Source organism: Bifidobacterium sp. LH_230, assembly GCF_056357555.1.
This window is the reverse complement of record NZ_JBKEWJ010000001.1, coordinates 196,175-214,248: the sequence shown is the minus strand read 5'-3', so window position 1 is coordinate 214,248 and position 18,074 is coordinate 196,175. Positions and strand designations below refer to the sequence as shown.

Here is an 18,074-nt window from a genome sequence, read left to right as displayed (position 1 = left end):
AATCTCTTCATTGGATTCTAACGAACGCCCGCCATCGATGTCTTCCTCCTTTCTGGACAGACGGGACGGGGATCATGCGGTATGGAGTTGCAGTCTATGCGTTGCCCTGGTGTCATGCGCCAGAACTTTCGCATTCATTCGATATCGCTGAGGACTCACTCTTTTTTCCGCCGTTGATGTGGCACCTGTCACATAAGCGGGGACTTCGGTCTATCGCTTTCAATAGCTTGCGCCAGACATGCATCAGATGCCGAGCTGTGCACGCATTTCGCGGCCGACCGCTATTCCTTGGACGGCTGCGTCAGGCGGGATTGCACCAGACGATTGAGCGAAACGCCTTGCTCGGCGGCTTCGATGGTGAGCCGACGATGGACCTCCGGAGGAACCCGCACCATGATATGACCGGAATAGTGGCGGTCCTCGAACGGTTCGGGCACGGTCTGGCCTTTGGAATGCATCGCGGCCACGCGTTCGGAGGCCAGCACGCGTAGTCCGGCGAGCGCGTCCAGCGAGGACTGCGCGATGAACCTCAGATCGGGCAGTTCGGCCACCGTCGCGACGAATCCGTCGTCCTCGTTCGACCAATGGATTCGATAGACATATCGGTCGCTTTCATCAGTCATCGCACACCTCCCTGAACCACTGCTACGCCCACCATATCGCATGCCGGCAACGGCCGAAAACCGCATCGACACGCCGATCTCCTCAATCGAACATTTGTACGACCGTTGTGATATCAATAGTGATATCACACACGACGTAGTGTCCTGTCCGGAAAGGAGCGACCATGACGACCGCAACCTTGTATGCGCCTGAAGTGGATGGTCTGATGCGCATACGGAATTCGAACTCGCCCGATCTGATCCTTCCGATCGACCTACGTGTGCAAACGTTGATCGCGCTGTTGCACAATATCGTGCCGCTGGCAGGGCTTCGCGCCCTGTGGATCACGGCCGAGCGAGGGCCCATCGAGGCGTTCGGTACCTATGAGACGCTGCATGCGGACGGCGTGTTCGATTCATATGAGCAGTTCGATGCGCATTGGCGGGACTGCTACCCCGACAAGGTGCAGTGGTATCGGCTGACGTACGAGGAACGGGACGACCTGCGGCTGTTGACGGTCAACGATCGGTTTTCGGTGAGGTTCGTACGCGATGCGCCGGATAACGCCGACCCTGCGTTCGTCATGCAGCTGATGTCATGGCTGATCGCTGGCGTGGAGGATTGCGTGCGCCGTTGCGCCCAAGGCACATACAACGCATGGGTGGACGAACGACTTCCGGTCGACATGCGTATGGGGTCGATGCCGCGCAAGACGTACTGGGAGATTTTCCCGGAAAGCCTTGCCTATATCCGCGCCACCGTACACGGGGACGAACTCGAACGGTTCGACCGATTGTTCGTACGCCCGTCCTTGGGATCGGCAAAACGGCCGGGCACCGAGCACCAGTTGCACGAGCTGAGTCTGAACGATTATTACCGGGCGTGCGCAGACGCCTATGCGGCGGCACGGTTTCCCTCTCCTTCGGCGGAGGCCTTGCCCGAAGACTGGCATAGAACCTATGCGAATCCACGCGGCCGGGCGGCGGACATGCTTCTTGACCGGGACTCCCCCGAGCAGTTCCTGTCATGGATCGAGGATGGGTGCGGCAACCGGCACATGTGGGAGATACTGCCTGGTCCGGGTTTCTCGTGGATCACACTGACGCCGATGCACGACGAGTCCGGGTGGACGCTGGTGCTGGATGGTGCGGCGTATCCGATCTGCGCGAACGCCATCGGCGTGGCGCTGGCGCTGCACGACGCGGGATGGCCGTTGACCGTTCCCCATGCCGGCACCATGCTTCGAGCGGTGCGCGGCGAGGATCGCGTCGGCATCGTGCCGCGATATGTGATGCCGCCGTATGACGATGTCGCGTTCCCCGACGCCGAGGTGAGCGATTTCGTCACGTTGCCAACCGAACATGCGAAGGAGGTGATAGCCCAGGCCAGTTGGTATCCCATCGGCGAGGTCCGTCTGTTCGACCAAAGCGCCCATGATGCGGTGGAGGAATCGCAATCCGCGCCACGCATCGGCACGGTCAGTCGTGAGCGGACAGGTATCGGCCGGTGATGCTGGCGGGATTGGCGGCGATCTGATCGGGCGTGCCGGTGGCCACGATGCGCCCGCCGTGTTCGCCGCCGCCCGGCCCCATGTCGATGATCCAATCGGCGTTGGCGATCATGTCAAGGTCATGCTCGATGACCACCACGGTCGCGCCCGCCGCTACCAGACGGTCGAACACGGACAGCAGCACGCGCACGTCGAGCGGATGCAAGCCGATGGTCGGCTCATCGAACACGAACACGGCGTCTGACTGCGTCCGGCCCATCTCGCTGGCCAGTTTCAGACGTTGTGCCTCTCCGCCCGACAGGGATGGGGTCGGCTCCCCCAGCGTGAGATATCCCAATCCGAGATCATGCAACGTGGCCAGCGATGCGTGCGCCTTGCGCAGGGGTTCCGTCACGGCAAGCGCCTCGTCCACGCTCATGGCCATCATCTGCGGCAAGGTCATCGGCTTGTCGGCGCCCCAGTGGATGCCGTTTGCGGCCGGCGCGTACCGGCTGCCTCGGCAATCCGGGCATGCGATGGTCACGTCGGGCAGGAACTGCACATCAAGCGAAATCGAGCCGGTGCCGTCGCAGGTCGGGCAGCGCAGACGTCCCGTGTTGTAGGAGAAGTCGCCGGCCTTGTATCCGGCCGTCTTGGCTTCTTCGGTGCGCGCGAAGGCGCGGCGCAGCTCGTCGTGCACGCTTGAATAGGTGGCGACGGTGGACCTCACGTTCGCGCCGATCGGCGTGGCGTCGATCAGGTTGACTCGGCTGACGCCGTCCACGGATATGGATCGCACCTGCTCTGGCGGCGTGGTTCCTTCGGCATTGGCCTGCAGGGCGGGGATCAGTGTTTCCAGTACGAGCGTGGTCTTGCCGGAGCCGGAGACGCCGGTCACCGCGATCAGTCGGCCGCGGGGAACGTCCACGCTCAGCGGTTTGACGGTGTGTATCGGACCGGTCTCCATATGAATACGGCCGAGATCGAACACCCGTTCCGGCGCGATGGAAGCACGCACCCGCGTCTGGCCGTGTTCGTTCAGGAACGGCGCGATGCGGCTGTCAGGGTTCCGTTCGACTTCGGGCACCGACCCCTGTGCGATAACATGGCCGCCGTCCGCGCCGGCGACCGGACCCATTTCGATCAGGTGGTCGGCCGCGGCGAGTACGCGCACGTCATGGTCGACCACCACCACGGAATTGCCATCGTCGATGAGATCATGCATCACTCCGAGCAGTCCGTCGACATTCGACGGGTGCAATCCGATGGACGGTTCGTCGAGCACGTACAGCACGCCGGTGGTGCGGTTGCGTACCGCGCGGGCCAACTGCACGCGCTGGCGTTCGCCGGTCGACAGCGTGGAGCCGGCACGGTCGAGCGACAGGTAGCTAAGGCCGAGTTCCAGCAGCCGTTTCGCCACGTCGAGGAACGATTCGCAGATGTTCGTCGCCATCGGCCGCATGTCGGGCGGCACCGTGTCCGGCACGCCGCGCACCCATGCCACGGCGTCGTCCAACGCCATGCCGATCGCCTGTGCCAGGTTCAATCCGCGCACCTGCGGCGCACGCGCGGAGTCGCTCAGTCTGGTGCCGTCGCAGTCGCGGCATGGGCGTTCGATCAGGAACCGTGCCACGCGTTTCAGACCCTTTTCGTCCTTGGCTTTGGCGAGCGCGTTTTCGACGGTGTATACGGCGTTGTAGTACGTGAAGTCCAGTTCCGCGAAGTCATCCGACTTTTTGGACCGGTAGAGGATATGCTTCTTGACGGCAGGACCGTTGAAGACGATGTCGCGTTCCTTGGGTGTCAATTCCCGGAACGGCACGTTGGTGCGCACGCCCATCGCACCGCACACCTGCTTCATGAGGTCCCACATGAGCGAACCCCATGGCAGCACCGCCCCGTCGTCGATGGATTTCGACTCATCAGGCACGAGCGCCGCCCGGTTCACCTCGCGCACGATGCCGGTGCCGGAACAGGTCGGGCATGCGCCGCCCGAATTGAAGGCGAGATCCTCGGCGCCGGGCGCGTAGAACCGTTCGCCGCATGACGAGCAGACGACCGGCAGCCCGGCGGCCACATCGAGCGTCGGCTCGTTGCGCGCGCCGCAGTGCGGGCATACGTGGGTGCCGCAGCGTGAGAACAGGAGCCGCAGACTGTTGAGCAGTTCGCTCATCGTGCCGAATGTGGAGCGGATGCCGGGCACGCTCGGCCGCTGATGCAACGCCAGCGCAGCCGGCACATAGCGCACGTCGTCCACCTGCGCACGGCTCGCCTGCGTCAGACGTCGCCTCGTATAGGTCGACAGCGCCTCAAGATACCGCCGCGATCCTTCCGCATACAGCACACCCAATGCCAGCGACGACTTGCCCGACCCGGACACGCCCGCAACGCCGACCATCTGTCCCAACGGCACATCCACATCGACGTTCTTCAGATTATGCACCCGCGCCCCACGCACCTCAATCACCTTGGGCGCCGACGCCCGCCGCTTGCCATCCGCCGCCAAAACTTCCGTTTCCGACATCTCATCCCCCTGCTCATATGCCATGCGGTCAATTGTAGAACCGCCTCTCATCCACATCTCTTAGAGCCGGTCGCATACCCCGTTATGCGCCATGCGCATACACCTCGTAGGACTCATAGTCAGGCAACCCATAGGTTTCGATGGAGAACGCACGAGTCTTTCCCAATGCGGGTTTGGAGATCTGCGTATCACGCCCGTAGACGATGCGCCCGTTCTTGTCTCTCAGCACAAGCACGACAACAACGGTATCGGCAAGATAGATACCATTCCCGTTGTCGTCATCTCGTTTCGTATACACTTCGCCGCCGAACGTGACGATTCCCGAACCGCCGTCGCTTCGGCGCACACCACGCACGGAGAACTCCTCTGTCCCGTCAGTGTCCACGACGTCCGATGCCGTCGGCATTTCGACCGTAAAGTCCACGGACACCGGACGCTCTCCATTCCCAATCTGACCGGCAAAATACGCACGCTGCCCGGCATACAGCAACGGAAATACCGGAGTATCGGAAAATATAACCGAACCGTCGCCGTCCTTGCCCGTAATGGTGACTTTCGGGAAACGCACGGCATATTCGGTGTCCGTATTGCGCAACGCAACGGCGTATTCGACATATCCACCAGTCGCGGACCATCCGTATTCGGCCAGCTCGAGAGGATTCCGTTTCAGAATCGAGCCATCACCTGTATTTTCGCCGGACTGTCCTCCGGCTCCGGACTGCGTTTGCATGGCGCCGATCGTTTCGGCATCACCGCCATCGACCGCATCTTTCCGAACGTGAAGCGCCGCATATCCAATTCCACCGGCAGCCAACAACGCAACAAGGCCAGCGGCGATCCACGCGACGCCCCGGCGAGACAACGCTGTGCGTCGGTACGTCGATTCAGTTAAGTCCGATCGATGCGACGCCTCGCCATCTCCATATCCTCGTTCCAGATCGTCGCGCAGTTCAGTCACGGTCTGCATTCGTGCACTCGGCTCGAACGCACACGCCTTGTCGACGATGGCGCGCAGGCCTGATGTCATCTGGCAGCCGGCGAGCGCACGCTCATACGACGCGTCGGCGGGCTGGACCCCGGTCATCATGTAGCCGATCAATCGGCCCAACGCATAGATGTCGGTACGCGCATCGGTGGCCGCAAAACCGTACTGTTCGGGCGCGGCGTACCCCCAGGTGCCCAGTGTGGTCGTGTCTCGCGCTCGATGCCGACCATCGCCGGTTTCCTCCCGGGCAATGCCGAAATCAATGAGGTGCGCACCGTCTTGCGCGATGATGATGTTCGAGGGCGTGATGTCACGATGAATGATGCCGTGCGCGTGCAGTTCGTCAACGGCCTCGCATATTTGCACGGCAATGCGGGTCGTTTCGGATTCTTCCAACGAGTCCCGCTCCCGCACATACCGGTCGAGCGTGACGCCGGGAACCCAGTCATAGACGATTACGAAACGATCCGGCAATTCATACGAGGCTTCGATGTGCGGCAGTCTGGGAGAACGACATTCGGCAAGCGCGGACCATAGACGGCGTCGCGCCATTTGCAGCGGTATCTTTTTGCGGACGAACGGCCCGGCCCCATCCAAGCTCACCAGTTCCGTCAGCCCCGAAGGACCATCGGCGAGCGTCCGCTCAACATGGTATGCGTCGTCCAATCCCATTGCATGCAACGTCTGTACATCATCCATACGCATCGACGCTTTCAGTCGGCCGGCACCAACGTCGGCTCGCCGAATCGGTAGAGTTCGTCGTCGACACTGGCGAGATCGCAACCGTTGCGTATGCACCAGATGATGATCGCATCTCGACGTTGGCGGCACCACAGTTCCGACACTCCGGCACAGCGCAACAGCCGTTGCGTCTCACGCAGATCACAGCCGATTCCGAAGGCGATGCGAATCGCATGATCGCGCCCGGGACGGCTTTTGCCTGCGAAGACGTCGTAGATGACCGTTGGATTGATGCCGGATGCCCGTGCCACCGCCGCACGTTTCACGCCATGCCGATCCAGCAGGAACCGCAGGTAGTCGATCAACGTGTGATCGCCGATCCGTTCCTCGTCGAGATACGTCTCGATGGCGTCGCTGGCCAGCAATCGTTCCAGCAGCTCTTCGGTGAGCAGTCGTTCATGATCGATCCCATTCATTGCCATGCCTTCATTTATACCGCCCGGCAGTCATCTGTACCGCATGGTCACATACGACTGCCGCGAATATGTCAAAAAATCAGTTGACAACTGATGCGGCGACACTGGGCGGTCGTGATAATGACCGCGTATCAGCATTCCCGATATGGAAGGACCCACTCTACATTGTCGCCATTATTTTAACATTATGCTAATTTGATTACATTTTCACATGGTATTACATTGAAGATGACGTGCAGCGGCACGTCGCACGCACGAAGGGACGAGGAATATGAGCGAACGTTGGAAAACCGCCATCGCGGTCGGTTTGACAGTGACCGCCGCCGGACTCGCCGCCTCCACGATCACCATGCTGCTGCTGAAGAGAAAGAACAGGACATGACCAATCCGATCAACCAACCGGCATCCTCTCCCGACCCGACACCGATAACGCAACCATCCGAAACACCCGCGGGCACCAACCCGGCAGCGGCATCAGCCGCCGACCGCATCTATCCGATCGACCCTATGCAGACACTCCGATTGGCCCACGATGTATTGTCTACCGGCGCGACGTTCACACTGGACAGCGAAGACGCCGCTTCGGGCACCATTGCCTTTCACGACTACGAGGACGCGCGGTTCACATTACATCTGACCGCCGCGCCGGGCGGCGGCACCGAGGCAAAACTGTACGCCGAAGGCGATCACACCGGCAAGCGCACCGCCGAATTCTACGCGAATCTCGACTCCGTCGCGGCACACTCGGCAGCACATGCCACGAATCCCAGCGCCTCCCGCACGCCGACGGCCGGCACGGCGACCGAATCCGGCACCGCAGAACCTCGCCGACCATCCAAGACGGTAAGGCTCGCCATCATAGCGGCCGTGCTGTTCCTGCTATGCACGTTCGCCAGCCCTTCATGGGGAACGCTCGCGATGCTTACGGTGCTTCCGGCGCTGCTATCCGGATACTCCGTATACGTCACCCGCAAGAACGATCAGCACAAGGAGCGCATCCTCGCGCTGATCGCGGCCGGCATCACCGTCGTGGCGTTGATCGTCGGAGGCGTGGGAGCCGTTCGCGCCGGACTCAAGCATCAAGCTGACGAAAAAGCCTATCAGGAGTCGCTGAAGGTCACCTGCAAGGAGTACACGTGGCCGTCGTCCGACCTCGTTGCGCAACTGCCGCAGCCTCAATCCGGCACGGGCGAGATCAAGAGCGAAAGTTCGAGCTCCTTCTCCGTCTCCGTCTGCGACACCGACGCCTCACAGTACGCGGCATATGTCAAGTCCGTGCAGGAGAAAGGATTCAACGTCGACTACTACAAGTCAGACACATCGTTCAGCGGCAAGAACAAGGCCGGTTACAGCGTGCAGGTGACGGTGAACGACCACAACACGAACGTCATGGACATCTTCATCTATCCGCCGGATGGCAAGTCATCCGGCACGACGGAACAGCAGCCTGACGACCAGACCGGCACCGACTCAAACTCGACGAATCAGTCGGACAACGATCAGTCGGGCAATGATCAGTCCGACGCGAATCAGTCCACGGACACGAACACCAACTCCGCACAGTCCGGCACATCGGAATCCGACTTCAAGACCGCGATGGACAGTTACGAATCGTTCATGAACGAATACGTGGACTTCATGACCAAGTACGACTCCGAAGACAAACCCTTAAGCATGGCCGCCGACTATGCGAAGATGCTCGTCAAATACAACGACATGACGAAGAAGTTCAACGAGATCGGCGAAGGCACGCTCACCCCGGAGGAACAGCAGTACTACATCGAAGTGCAGACGCGCGTGAACGAGAAGCTCGCATCCATCCAATAACCGCTGATCTGGTCGGGTCGCCGGCATGACCGTCGGCCACCCGACCAGATCGCAACAGTCTCAACCAACCCTAAGGAGCAGACATGGGATTGTTCGACCGTCACGAAGACGACAAGCCAACGTTCACCCGAGCCATTCCGGGCACCGAGCAGCTGGCCGGAACCCTCAAGGACACCTTCGGCGCGTTCCGCACCGGATTGGGCATGCCGGAATCACGTTCGACCGCCACTTGCGAAGGATGCGGAGCACCGCTGGCAGGGGCACGTCACGAAACGGTACGTTGCGCATATTGCGACCGGGAAACCCAACTTCCGTAATCACAACCGCGGCATAACGACATCGGTCGAACAACCAAACGCATATGGGAGCCGAACTCCAACCACCAACGTAAGGAATCGAACATGGCAATCATCAGAGCCTTCTCCGGCGCACTCGGCGGCACGTTCGCCGATCTATGGAAAGACATCATAACCGCCGGCACGTTCGCCGAGCATACGGTCGTCTCTCCGGGCGTTCCGCGGAGCGCCAACAACGGCCGCGGGTCGAACGACAGCGGTTCCGAAGGCGTGATATCTAACGGATCGCGCATCTATGTGCCCGAAAACACGGCGGCGTTCATCTTCAGCCAATCGGGCATTGAAAACGTGATTCGCGAACCCGGTGGATACGAGTACCGCAACGGGGAGAAAAGCGTGCTCGCCGGCGATGGTTTGGGCTCGATTCTCGATCAGGTGGCCGAACGGTTTACGTTCGGAGGCCAGCCCGGCGTCACGAAATACGTGGCGTTCATCAACCTGCGCGAGATCCGAGGGGTCAAGTTTGGCACCCCGTCGCCGCTGGTCTATCATGACCGGTTCTACGATACCGATCTGGAGATCCGCGCACGAGGGGCGATGTCGCTTAAGGTCATTGATCCGTTGCGGTTCGTACGTAATTTCGTACCGGCGAATATGGCTTCGTATTCGTTCGACGATCCCGGTGCCCGACGTCAAATCCTGTCGGAGTTCATCCAGTCGTTCAGCGTCGCCATCAACTCCCTATCCGACGAATATCGGATCTCTCAGCTGCCGGGACAGTCGAACGAGATCGCCCGCACGGTCCGTTCCGACGCCGCGAACGCAGGCACGTGGGGATCTCGATTCGGCTTTGAGGTCACCAACGTGGGCATCGAAAGCATCGAGTTCACAGACGAATCGCGCGAGCTGGTGAAACGGTTCTCTTCGAACAGGATGGATGTCGCAGCCTATGAGCATGTGTCGGCCCAAGCCGGGAATATGGCCGCACAGCAACGCATCGCGGCCGGCATCGGCGAGCATGGCTTCGGCGACGGAGGCGGCATGATGCTGGGCATGGCCGTGGCGCAATCCGTCAATCCGCTGAACGCAGCACCGTTGGCATATTCTGCACCCCCGGTTCCGGCGATGCAGGCTCAGCCGACCACGTCTCCGGCACAGGATGCACCATCAACCGCAGCGTCCGCCGGAGATAATGCCATGTCGGTGAACGAGCAGCTGGACGCAGTGAAGAAGCTCAAAGAACTGCTGGATGCCGGAATCCTGTCCAAAGACGAATTCGAGGCGAAGAAACGCCAGATTCTGGGCCTGTGACCGTTAGCGCTTGCCCCCGTCCGGAAACATGAGGAAGGCGAGCGCACCGGCTGCGGCACCGCTGGCGAGCGCACCGGTGACGACGGTGAGGACGCGCATGGCCGCGCCAGGAGAAACAAGTCCCGCCCTCGTGCCGGAACGCGCACCCTCATCATTCCCGCTGACATGTTTCGACGCGTTGTCCGATACCGCGTTGATATCGGACATGCTGGCACCATTGCCGTCGAACGCTACCTGTTGGACGGCTTCCACACGCAGCGGCTCGTCGACCAACGTAGTGATGACTCGGGCGAGATCACGGTTGTCGTGTTCTGCGATTTCCGCGTTGAACACGGTGCGCAAGGCGAGATATTGCAGTTTGCTCATCGGCGTTTTACCGGTCTCAAGATTGGAGACGGTTTGCCGGGCCACGCCGAGTTCATCAGCGAGTTCCTGCGTGGTCCATCCGGCGACCTTGCGTATGATCGACAGATTCTCTTGGAACTTGTCGATCCACCGCTGTTCGATTTCGGGCACCGTCATGACGTTCCTCCTTCCGCACTGTCGCCATCATACGCAATGGCTGCAACGTGGCGGCGAATGCGGAAGGAGGAAACGAATCGGTTCAGAAGCGGATGAGGGACTTGATGACCTTGCGCTGGTCCATCGCCTCGTAGGCGTCCTGGATGTGGTCGAGATCGTATTCGCCGGTGAACACGCGGCCGGGGTTGATCTCGTGCCCGAGCACCGCGTCGAGCAGACCGGAGGCGAGATCGTAATGGCGAACCGGTGCCGGGCCGCCCTTGATGCCGATGTTGCCGTAGAACGTGCCCTGCGCGCTGATCTCGACATCATGCGGCAGACCGACACGGCCGATCACGCCGCCGCGGCGGATCAGGCCGATCGCAGTATCGAACGACTGCTTCGATCCGACGCATTCGAGCACGGCGTCCGCGCCGTAGCCGCCGGTCATCCCCAGCACCTTGTCGATCGCGGCCTGATCGCGTTCGGCGACGATGTCGGTTGCGCCGAACTCGCGCGCGACTGCCGCGCGGTCCTCGTGCCGGCTCATCGCGATGATGCGCTTCGCGCCGAGCATATGCGCCGACAGCACGCCGCACAGGCCGACCGCGCCGTCGCCCATCACCACGGCGGTGTCGCCCGGTTTGACCTCGGCCGAAACGGCCGCATGGTATCCGGTCGACATCACGTCGGCGATGGTCAGCAGCGAGGCGAGCGTCGCGTCATCATAGTCCTCCGGCGAACCGGGCACGACGACGACCGTGCCGTCCGCCTCCGGCACGCGCACGTACTCGGCCTGGCTCGCGCCGAAATAGCCGCCGTGCGGGCAGACGGATTCGAATCCGGCCTTGCACACCGGGCAGGTGCCGCAGCTGTACGGGAACGGCAGCACCACGAAGTCGCCAGGCTTGACCGAGGTCACCGCGGCACCGACCTCCTCGACCACGCCGATCGACTCGTGGCCGATCTGCGAGTGCCGCGGATGGTCGGACAGCCCGCGGAAATACCACAGGTCCGAACCGCACACACAGGCACGCACCACACGCACCACGGCGTCGGTATCGGCTTCAATACGCGCCTTCGGCACCTCCTCGACGGCCATGCGGCCCGGTTCCACGAAGATCGCGGCCTTCATCGTTGCGCTCATCGTCTTGCTCCTTCATCAACGGAAACAGTGTTTTTGAACATGCTCCACGCTAGGAACTTCGAGCACTTGAAGTAAAGCGGGCGACACGCCGGACTTCGCATCACGATCAAAAGCAGGTCATCCACCTTCAGCCGACATTCAGGAAACTTCCACGAACATCGTACGAACCGGCCAGAGCCGTTCCAGCCGCGGCACAGCGCCCTGCCACGAACGCGCGGTTTCATAACGGTATCGGGTCGCCAAGTTCGACCCCATCCAAGGCAATAACACCAGTCGCGCGATCCCCGGTTCACGCAGGAGCCGCGCGACCAGACAAGAGGATCATCATGTTCGTAGTGAAAAACGCATGGCGAAACGTCATACGCAACAAGGGGCGCAATATCCTGATCGCCATCATCGTCGCGATCATCGCTGCGGCGGCCACCATCGGTCTGGCCATCCGGCAGGCGGCGGTCACCGCGCGCGAGACCGGTCTCGAGAACACCACCATCACCGCGCAGATCAGTTTCGACCGCAGCAAGGCGATCAGCGAGATGCGCGAATCGTCCAGCTCGTCGTCCTCCGATTCATCAGACAGCTCCGACTCGTCCAGTTCGTCCGATTCCAAGCCGGACTTCGATGCTATGCGCGAGGCGATGAGCGACAAGCAGCTCTCGTTGTCCGACTACGAGAAGTACGCGAAGGCGTCCAGCGCGGTGAAGTCGACGTACTACACGGAAACCGCGGGATTGGCCGAAACCGATGACGTGCAGCCGGTCGAGGATTCCTCGTCGTCTTCGTCGTCCAGCTCGTCCTCGTCGTCATCATCAGACTCGTCTAACTCTTCCAACTCGTCCGACTCCTCCGACTCCTCCGACTCCAACGGCGACAACAAGCAGTCCGGCGACGGCCAGCAGGGCCAGCCCGGCGGCGGTATGGGCGGTGGCATGGGCGGCATGACCATGACCTCCGGCGACTTCTCTCTCGTCGGCTTCTCCTCCGACGAGGCCGTGGCCAACGCCGAGAACGGCACGTTCACCATGAGCGACGGCGAGGTCTTCGGCTACGACTCCGATTCGGACGGCAACGTGATCATCTCCAAGGAACTCGCCGACTTCAACAACCTCAAGGTCGGCGACACGTTCACGCTCGAGAACACGAGCGACGCGGACACCACCTACACGTTCACCATCGTCGGCATCTACGAGAACAGCACCGAATCGTCCAACCAGATGGGCGGCCCGATGGGCTCGACCGCCTCCGACCCGGCGAACGCGATCTACACGTCCGTCTCCACGCTGAAGTCGCTCGGACTCGATGCCGATTCGACCACCTCATCCACCGACTCGAGCGGCAACACGACCGAGACCGCGGCCGCACAGCTCAACTACACGTACGTGTTCTCCAGCAAGGACGATTACGAGCAGTTCGTCTCCGACGTCGAGAAGGCCGGCCTGAGCGACGACTACACCGTCTCCTCCGCCGACGTGGAACAGTACGAGTCCAGCCTCGTGCCACTCGACAACCTCGCGCAGTTCGCGCTGACCCTGCTGTGGATCGTGCTCGGCGTGGGTGCGGTGGTGCTCGTGGTGCTCACCCTGTTCAACGTGCGCGAACGCAAGTACGAGGTCGGCGTGCTCACGGCGATCGGCGTGAAGAAGGTCAAGGTGGCGGCGCAGTTCACGTTCGAGCTGCTCGTGGTCACGATGATCGGCCTGGCGCTCGGCGCGGCGGGCGGCGCGGTCGCCTCGGTGCCGGTGTCGAACCAGCTGCTGGCCGCGCAGGTCGAGCAGCAGGAATCGCAGGCGTCCAGCCAGAACGCGCAGTTCGGCCGCGATATGCAGGGGCCGGGCGCGCAGGGTGGCTCGTCGGACAGCTCGTCCGCCTCGTCGAGCAGCTCGTCCGATTCCGATTCATCTTCCGACTCGTCCAGCTCGTCGCCCTCCGAATCGAACTCGAACAATGCTCCGAGCCAGCCGAGCGGCAACGGACCGCGCGGCATGATGGGCCAGGCCGTGAACTACGTCTCCAGCGTGAACGCGACCGTGAACCTCAAGATCGTCGGCCAGCTCCTGCTCATCGGCCTCGGCCTGACCTTGGTCGCCGCACTCGTCGCCGTCGTATTCGTCATGCGCTACGAGCCGCTGCAGATCCTCGCGGACCGCTCGTAATTTCCCGGCTCACGGCTCCCCTCCCGCCGAGGGGAGCCCACCCATCACACTTCATCACACAAGGACTGTCATCATGACCGAACCAACCCCCATCCTCGAACTCGACAACGTCAGCTACTCGTACACCAAAGGCGGCAAGAAGGTGCTGAACGGCATCAGCCACACCTTCCGCACCGGCGAGGTGTATTCGATCACCGGCCCGTCCGGCGCGGGCAAGACCACGATGCTCTCGCTCATCTCGGGCCTGACTTCCCCCACCGGCGGCAAGGTCGTCTACAACGGCAAGGACCTCGCCAAGCAGGACCGCTACGACTATCGCAGCCACGACATCGGCGTGATCTTCCAGAGCTTCAACCTGCTGCCGCAGCTGACGGTGGCGGAGAACATCATCCTGTCGATGGACGCTTCGGGCAAGACGTTCGGCAAGCCGAAGAAGGACATCGCGGTGCAGCTGCTCGAACAGGTGCATCTGCCGGCCGAATACGCGAACGAGCGCATCCTGCACCTGTCGGGCGGCGAGCAGCAGCGCGTGGCGATCGCCCGGGCGTTGAGCTACGACCCGAAGGTCGTGGTGGCGGACGAGCCGACCGGCAACCTTGACATGGCCACGCAGGACGACATCATGTCGATCTTCCGGTCGCTGGCCCACGACGAGGACCGCTGCGTGATCATCGTCACCCACAGCCCCGAGGTGGCCGCAGCCTCCGACGAGGTGTTCGAACTGGCCCCGTTGCGCCGCCATCGCTGACCGGGTTTGCGCGCATGCCATAACTCCTTGCGAGAACATGTTCTCGCAAGGAGTTTGCCGTTTGAGAGGCAGATTTGTCCCTTCGCTCAAGTCGGTTTGACGATCGAGAGGCTAGACGTTTGTCTTAGCCCCATTATTGAAACGGTTACATACCGTTCTTCAACCGATATTTGGGGTCGGCGGAGCGATTGACAGCCTCTCGATCGTCAAGCCGACCCAGACGACTCACGATATCAGCCTCTCAATCGTCAAACAGGGTTTGGCAGACATCGACGCCGATGTCTGCCAGCGTTACGAGAGCAACGGCTGGTTCCAGAAGCCGGTCTTGATGGCGACCGCCAGCGCGAACACCGGCACGACCACGGCGATCACATAGCCGACCGCATCGATCGCGTGCAGGCGGGAGACGCGGGCCTGCGAGCGCGGCCGGTCCGAGCCGAAGCCGCGGGCCTCCATCGCGGTGGCGAGTTTGGTGGCGCGGCGGATCGAAAGCACCAGAAGGCCGAAGGCCTGCGCCATCGCACGCTTGACCGCGCCTTCGTCGCCGAGGCCGCGCGACCGGCGCGACAGGCCCAATGCGCGCCAGTCGTCCTGCAGGAGGGTGAACATGCGCATGCCGGCCAGGCCGCCGTATACGAAGCGGGACGGCAAGTGCACGAGCTGGACGAGCCCGTCGGCCAGATCGGTCGGGTCGAGGCCGAGGATGAGGATGACCGAGGGCATGGCGATGGCGAGCACGCGCAGGAACATCGCGCAGCCGAGGTACAGGGAGCCTTGCGTGACGTGGATGACGCCAAGTTGGAAATAACTCGCGCCGGATGCCTGGCCGTACAGGACGATGGAGATGAACGCGCCGGCCGCGCCGACCCAGATCGGCCAGGTCTTGCGGCACACGGCGAGCGGGTTCACGCCGCCGATCCACAGCAGCGCGAATTCGAGGCCGAGTGCGATGGATGCGCTCACCACGTCGAGGCTGAAGAACATGGGGATGCACATGATCAGGCCCATCGCGAAACGGGTGACCGGGTTGAGTTTGGCGACGAACCATGACGGCGACGCCGGTTTGGCCGCCTCCACGCGTTCGTTCGTCGGCGTGACGTGCACGGTCGCGACGATGTCTCCGTCATGGGAGTCCGCCCCATCCACGTCATTTCGACCGGAGCGGAGCGGAGCGGAGAAATCTTTCCGCCCATCATCACCCGAACGAAGATTTCTCGACTCGCTACACTCGTTCGAAATGACAGGATGGGAGGCTCCCTCATCACGAGTGACAGGACGGGAGCCATGCTCGCGCGAAATGCCAATGCGCAATCCGTCCTGCGTGAACATGATGCGGCGGGCTCCGAGCGCCTCGACGAGCGGTTCGTCGTGCGTGACCATGATGACGGCGGAGCCTTCGTCTCGTGCGATGGCGATGAGCCGCATCATTTCGGTCCATGTGGCGAAATCCTGGCCGAACGTGGGTTCGTCCATGATGAGCACGCGCGGCGCGGCGGCCAGCATGGATGCGACCGAGAGCCTCCGTTTTTCGCCGCCCGAGAGCGTGTACGGGTTGGCGGGTGCGAAGCGGGTCAGGCCGAGCCGGGCGAGCATGTCGTCGGCGATGCGGTTCGCGTCCTCGTCCGTCTTGCCCATCGATGTGGGGCCGAGCGCCACTTCGGCGCGCACGCTCGCCGTGGCGAACTGGTGCTCCGGTTCCTGGAACACCATGCCTACGCGCCCCAGCAGTTCGCGGCTCTTCCATTCATGCGGGTCGTCGCCGCGCCCGTCCGGCACCATGCCGGCGCCCACACGCACATGCCCCGCGATCGGCGGCAGCAGTCCTGCCAAGGTGAGCGCGAGCGTGGATTTTCCCGCGCCGTTCGGCCCCATGAGCGCATACACCTCGCCGCCGTGGAACTCGAGGTTCACGTGTTCGCCGAGCGCCTTGCCACGACCGAACGAGAGGTCGTCGGCGCGCAGCACCGGCTCGCCGGCATGTTCGGGGTCGATATGGGATGCCGGGTTCAGCGGCCGCATTGCCCCGTCCGGGTCGCGATACTCAGTGGGGATGCGACGGCCGGGCACCCACGCGCCGCCGGCCGCGAGCACGTCGCCGACCGTGGAGAACACCTCGTCGGGCGTGCCGTCGGCGATCACGCCGCCGGTCAGATCGTCCGGGTCGGGTTTGCCGAGCACGATCACCCGGTCGATCAGGTCGAGCCACACGTCGATGTGATGTTCGACGACGATCATCGTCTCATGCGTGCGCTCGAGCACCTGCTTGACCGCGTCATGCACCTCGCGCACGCCGGCCGGGTCGAGGTTCGCGGTCGGTTCGTCGAGCAGCAGCAGTCCCGGATGCATGGCGAGCACGCCGGCCAATGCGAGCCGCTGACGCTGGCCGCCGGACATGTGTTGCGTGGATCGGTCGAGCGCAAGGTCGCCGAGCCCGACGATATCCAATGATTCGTGCACGCGTTTCCAGATCTCGTCGCGCGGCACGCCGAGGCTTTCGCAGCCGAATGCGGCGTCGTCGCCGACCCGTTCGAGGATGATCTGCGAATCGGGGTCCTGCAATACCAGTCCGGCGCGGCCTCGCGCGGCACGAGCGTCCATGCCGTCAACGGTGAGCGTGCCTTCCTCTTCGCCGTCGTCGGCACCGCCGAGCACGCCGGCGAGCGCGGCCATCAGCGTCGATTTGCCCGCGCCGGACGCGCCAAGCAGCAGCACGCGCTCGCCGGGACGGATGTCGAAGTCTACGTGTCGCAGCGCGAAGTCGCGCCGCGTGGTGTGCCGCCATCCCCAGCCGCGAGCGCTGACCGCCGCCGGCGCGATGCCGGTTTGCGGAGTCGATGCGATGGCAGACATGGTATCGGCCGTGATGTCAGACGCACCGTCGGCCACAGGATCAGCAAGGGAAGAACCGGTCATCGAGTGCTCGACCATTGGATCGCGCCTTTCCTCTGGGACGCCGGCCTGAGGGCCGAACGCCAACGAATATCAGGCACGGGAAGGCGACGTCCGTGCGCCGGCATTACCCGGTCACGTTCAATCGGTCGGGACGCATCCCATCTCAGCCATGCCGTTGCGGTCAGTATCCGCAACCGTTCACAGCTCCCGTGTCAACCCCACGAGCATAACCCATCCCGAGACCAATATCCGTTTCCACCTTCACGCCGACCGATTGCGGGGCAAATCTCTGGCATAGTCAGTAACTCGCTCCACCAGCAGCCCCGCCGCGGGGCAGCCCCGGATAAGTTCAGTGACTTGCCCCGTTTAGAGGGTCGTTTGCGGGGCAATTCCCGGATATCTTCGGCGCTTTGCCTCGCTTAGACGGATGATTGCGGGGCAGAT

Annotated in this window: 13 protein-coding genes; 6 read left to right on the top strand and 7 right to left on the bottom strand. The window is 62.5% G+C overall.

Annotation, left to right across the window (positions count from 1 at the left end):
• Positions 1-281 precede the first annotated feature (281 nt).
• On the bottom strand, positions 282-623 hold the full coding sequence (locus AC1A0G_RS00770; RefSeq protein ID WP_476526746.1) for a type II toxin-antitoxin system HicB family antitoxin: 342 nt from the start codon (positions 621-623) through the stop codon (positions 282-284).
• A gap of 164 nt (positions 624-787) precedes the next feature.
• Here AC1A0G_RS00770 and AC1A0G_RS00765 point away from each other — a divergent pair, with 164 nt between their 5' ends.
• On the top strand, positions 788-2,113 hold the full coding sequence (locus tag AC1A0G_RS00765; RefSeq protein WP_476526745.1) for a hypothetical protein: 1,326 nt from the start codon (positions 788-790) through the stop codon (positions 2,111-2,113).
• Here AC1A0G_RS00765 and AC1A0G_RS00760 read toward each other — a convergent pair.
• From AC1A0G_RS00760 to AC1A0G_RS00750, 3 genes are all read right to left on the bottom strand, one after another.
• Complete coding sequence (locus AC1A0G_RS00760) at positions 2,082-4,616, bottom strand: excinuclease ABC subunit UvrA (protein WP_476526744.1); 2,535 nt, start codon at positions 4,614-4,616, stop codon at positions 2,082-2,084. The genes AC1A0G_RS00765 and AC1A0G_RS00760 overlap by 32 nt on opposite strands.
• Positions 4,617-4,698: 82 nt before the next feature.
• Positions 4,699-6,300 carry a serine/threonine-protein kinase gene (locus AC1A0G_RS00755; RefSeq protein WP_476526743.1) on the bottom strand — a complete coding sequence of 534 codons (1,602 nt, stop codon included), beginning with the start codon at positions 6,298-6,300 and terminating at the stop codon, positions 4,699-4,701.
• Positions 6,301-6,314: 14 nt separating this feature from the next.
• Entirely contained in the window at positions 6,315-6,758 is a 444-nt protein-coding gene (locus AC1A0G_RS00750; RefSeq protein WP_476526742.1) for a helix-turn-helix domain-containing protein, read from the bottom strand.
• A gap of 378 nt (positions 6,759-7,136) precedes the next feature.
• Here AC1A0G_RS00750 and AC1A0G_RS00745 point away from each other — a divergent pair, with 378 nt between their 5' ends.
• The 3 genes from AC1A0G_RS00745 (at position 7,137) to AC1A0G_RS00735 (ending at position 10,192) form a co-directional block, all read left to right on the top strand.
• Positions 7,137-8,585 (top strand): DUF6591 domain-containing protein, encoded by a 1,449-nt coding sequence (locus AC1A0G_RS00745; RefSeq protein WP_476526741.1) that lies wholly within the window; start codon positions 7,137-7,139, stop codon positions 8,583-8,585.
• An 83-nt stretch (positions 8,586-8,668) separates the two neighbouring features.
• Positions 8,669-8,902, top strand: a complete 234-nt coding sequence (locus AC1A0G_RS00740) for a hypothetical protein (protein WP_476526740.1) — start codon at positions 8,669-8,671, stop codon at positions 8,900-8,902.
• An 84-nt stretch (positions 8,903-8,986) separates the two neighbouring features.
• Entirely contained in the window at positions 8,987-10,192 is a 1,206-nt protein-coding gene (locus tag AC1A0G_RS00735; RefSeq protein ID WP_476526738.1) for an SPFH domain-containing protein, read from the top strand.
• Between the two features lie 3 nt (positions 10,193-10,195).
• On the opposite strand, the gene AC1A0G_RS00730 is transcribed toward AC1A0G_RS00735, so the two are convergent.
• The gene (locus AC1A0G_RS00730) at positions 10,196-10,714 is read right to left on the bottom strand and encodes a helix-turn-helix transcriptional regulator (RefSeq protein WP_476526737.1); all 519 of its coding nucleotides are present in this window, start codon (positions 10,712-10,714) and stop codon (positions 10,196-10,198) included.
• 82 nt (positions 10,715-10,796) lie between these two features.
• Positions 10,797-11,840: a zinc-dependent alcohol dehydrogenase family protein gene (locus AC1A0G_RS00725; protein ID WP_476526736.1), complete on the bottom strand. Its 1,044-nt coding sequence runs from the start codon at positions 11,838-11,840 to the stop codon at positions 10,797-10,799.
• Between the two features lie 326 nt (positions 11,841-12,166).
• Here AC1A0G_RS00725 and AC1A0G_RS00720 point away from each other — a divergent pair, with 326 nt between their 5' ends.
• Together AC1A0G_RS00720 and AC1A0G_RS00715 are read left to right on the top strand one after the other, a co-directional pair.
• Positions 12,167-13,990: an FtsX-like permease family protein gene (locus tag AC1A0G_RS00720; RefSeq protein WP_476526735.1), complete on the top strand. Its 1,824-nt coding sequence runs from the start codon at positions 12,167-12,169 to the stop codon at positions 13,988-13,990.
• Positions 13,991-14,063: 73 nt separating this feature from the next.
• On the top strand, positions 14,064-14,738 hold the full coding sequence (locus AC1A0G_RS00715) for an ABC transporter ATP-binding protein (protein WP_476526734.1): 675 nt from the start codon (positions 14,064-14,066) through the stop codon (positions 14,736-14,738).
• A 291-nt stretch (positions 14,739-15,029) separates the two neighbouring features.
• Here AC1A0G_RS00715 and AC1A0G_RS00710 read toward each other — a convergent pair whose 3' ends face one another.
• Positions 15,030-17,588 (bottom strand): ATP-binding cassette domain-containing protein, encoded by a 2,559-nt coding sequence (locus tag AC1A0G_RS00710; protein ID WP_476526838.1) that lies wholly within the window; start codon positions 17,586-17,588, stop codon positions 15,030-15,032.
• Positions 17,589-18,074: the final 486 nt, after the last annotated feature.

Bases quoted from the DNA above. Each gene is read 5' to 3' on its own strand.
- AC1A0G_RS00720 (WP_476526735.1), top strand. From the start codon at position 12,167: ATGTTCGTAGTGAAAAACGCATGGCGAAACGTCATACGCAACAAGGGG.
- AC1A0G_RS00735 (WP_476526738.1), top strand. From the start codon at position 8,987: ATGGCAATCATCAGAGCCTTCTCCGGCGCACTCGGCGGCACGTTCGCC.
- AC1A0G_RS00745 (WP_476526741.1), top strand. From the start codon at position 7,137: ATGACCAATCCGATCAACCAACCGGCATCCTCTCCCGACCCGACACCG.
- AC1A0G_RS00750 (WP_476526742.1), bottom strand. From the start codon at position 6,758: ATGAATGGGATCGATCATGAACGACTGCTCACCGAAGAGCTGCTGGAA.
- AC1A0G_RS00725 (WP_476526736.1), bottom strand. From the start codon at position 11,840: ATGAGCGCAACGATGAAGGCCGCGATCTTCGTGGAACCGGGCCGCATG.
- AC1A0G_RS00730 (WP_476526737.1), bottom strand. From the start codon at position 10,714: ATGACGGTGCCCGAAATCGAACAGCGGTGGATCGACAAGTTCCAAGAG.
- AC1A0G_RS00715 (WP_476526734.1), top strand. From the start codon at position 14,064: ATGACCGAACCAACCCCCATCCTCGAACTCGACAACGTCAGCTACTCG.
- AC1A0G_RS00740 (WP_476526740.1), top strand. From the start codon at position 8,669: ATGGGATTGTTCGACCGTCACGAAGACGACAAGCCAACGTTCACCCGA.
- AC1A0G_RS00755 (WP_476526743.1), bottom strand. From the start codon at position 6,300: ATGGATGATGTACAGACGTTGCATGCAATGGGATTGGACGACGCATAC.
- AC1A0G_RS00710 (WP_476526838.1), bottom strand. From the start codon at position 17,588: ATGTCTGCCATCGCATCGACTCCGCAAACCGGCATCGCGCCGGCGGCG.
- AC1A0G_RS00770 (WP_476526746.1), bottom strand. From the start codon at position 623: ATGACTGATGAAAGCGACCGATATGTCTATCGAATCCATTGGTCGAAC.
- AC1A0G_RS00765 (WP_476526745.1), top strand. From the start codon at position 788: ATGACGACCGCAACCTTGTATGCGCCTGAAGTGGATGGTCTGATGCGC.
- AC1A0G_RS00760 (WP_476526744.1), bottom strand. From the start codon at position 4,616: ATGTCGGAAACGGAAGTTTTGGCGGCGGATGGCAAGCGGCGGGCGTCG.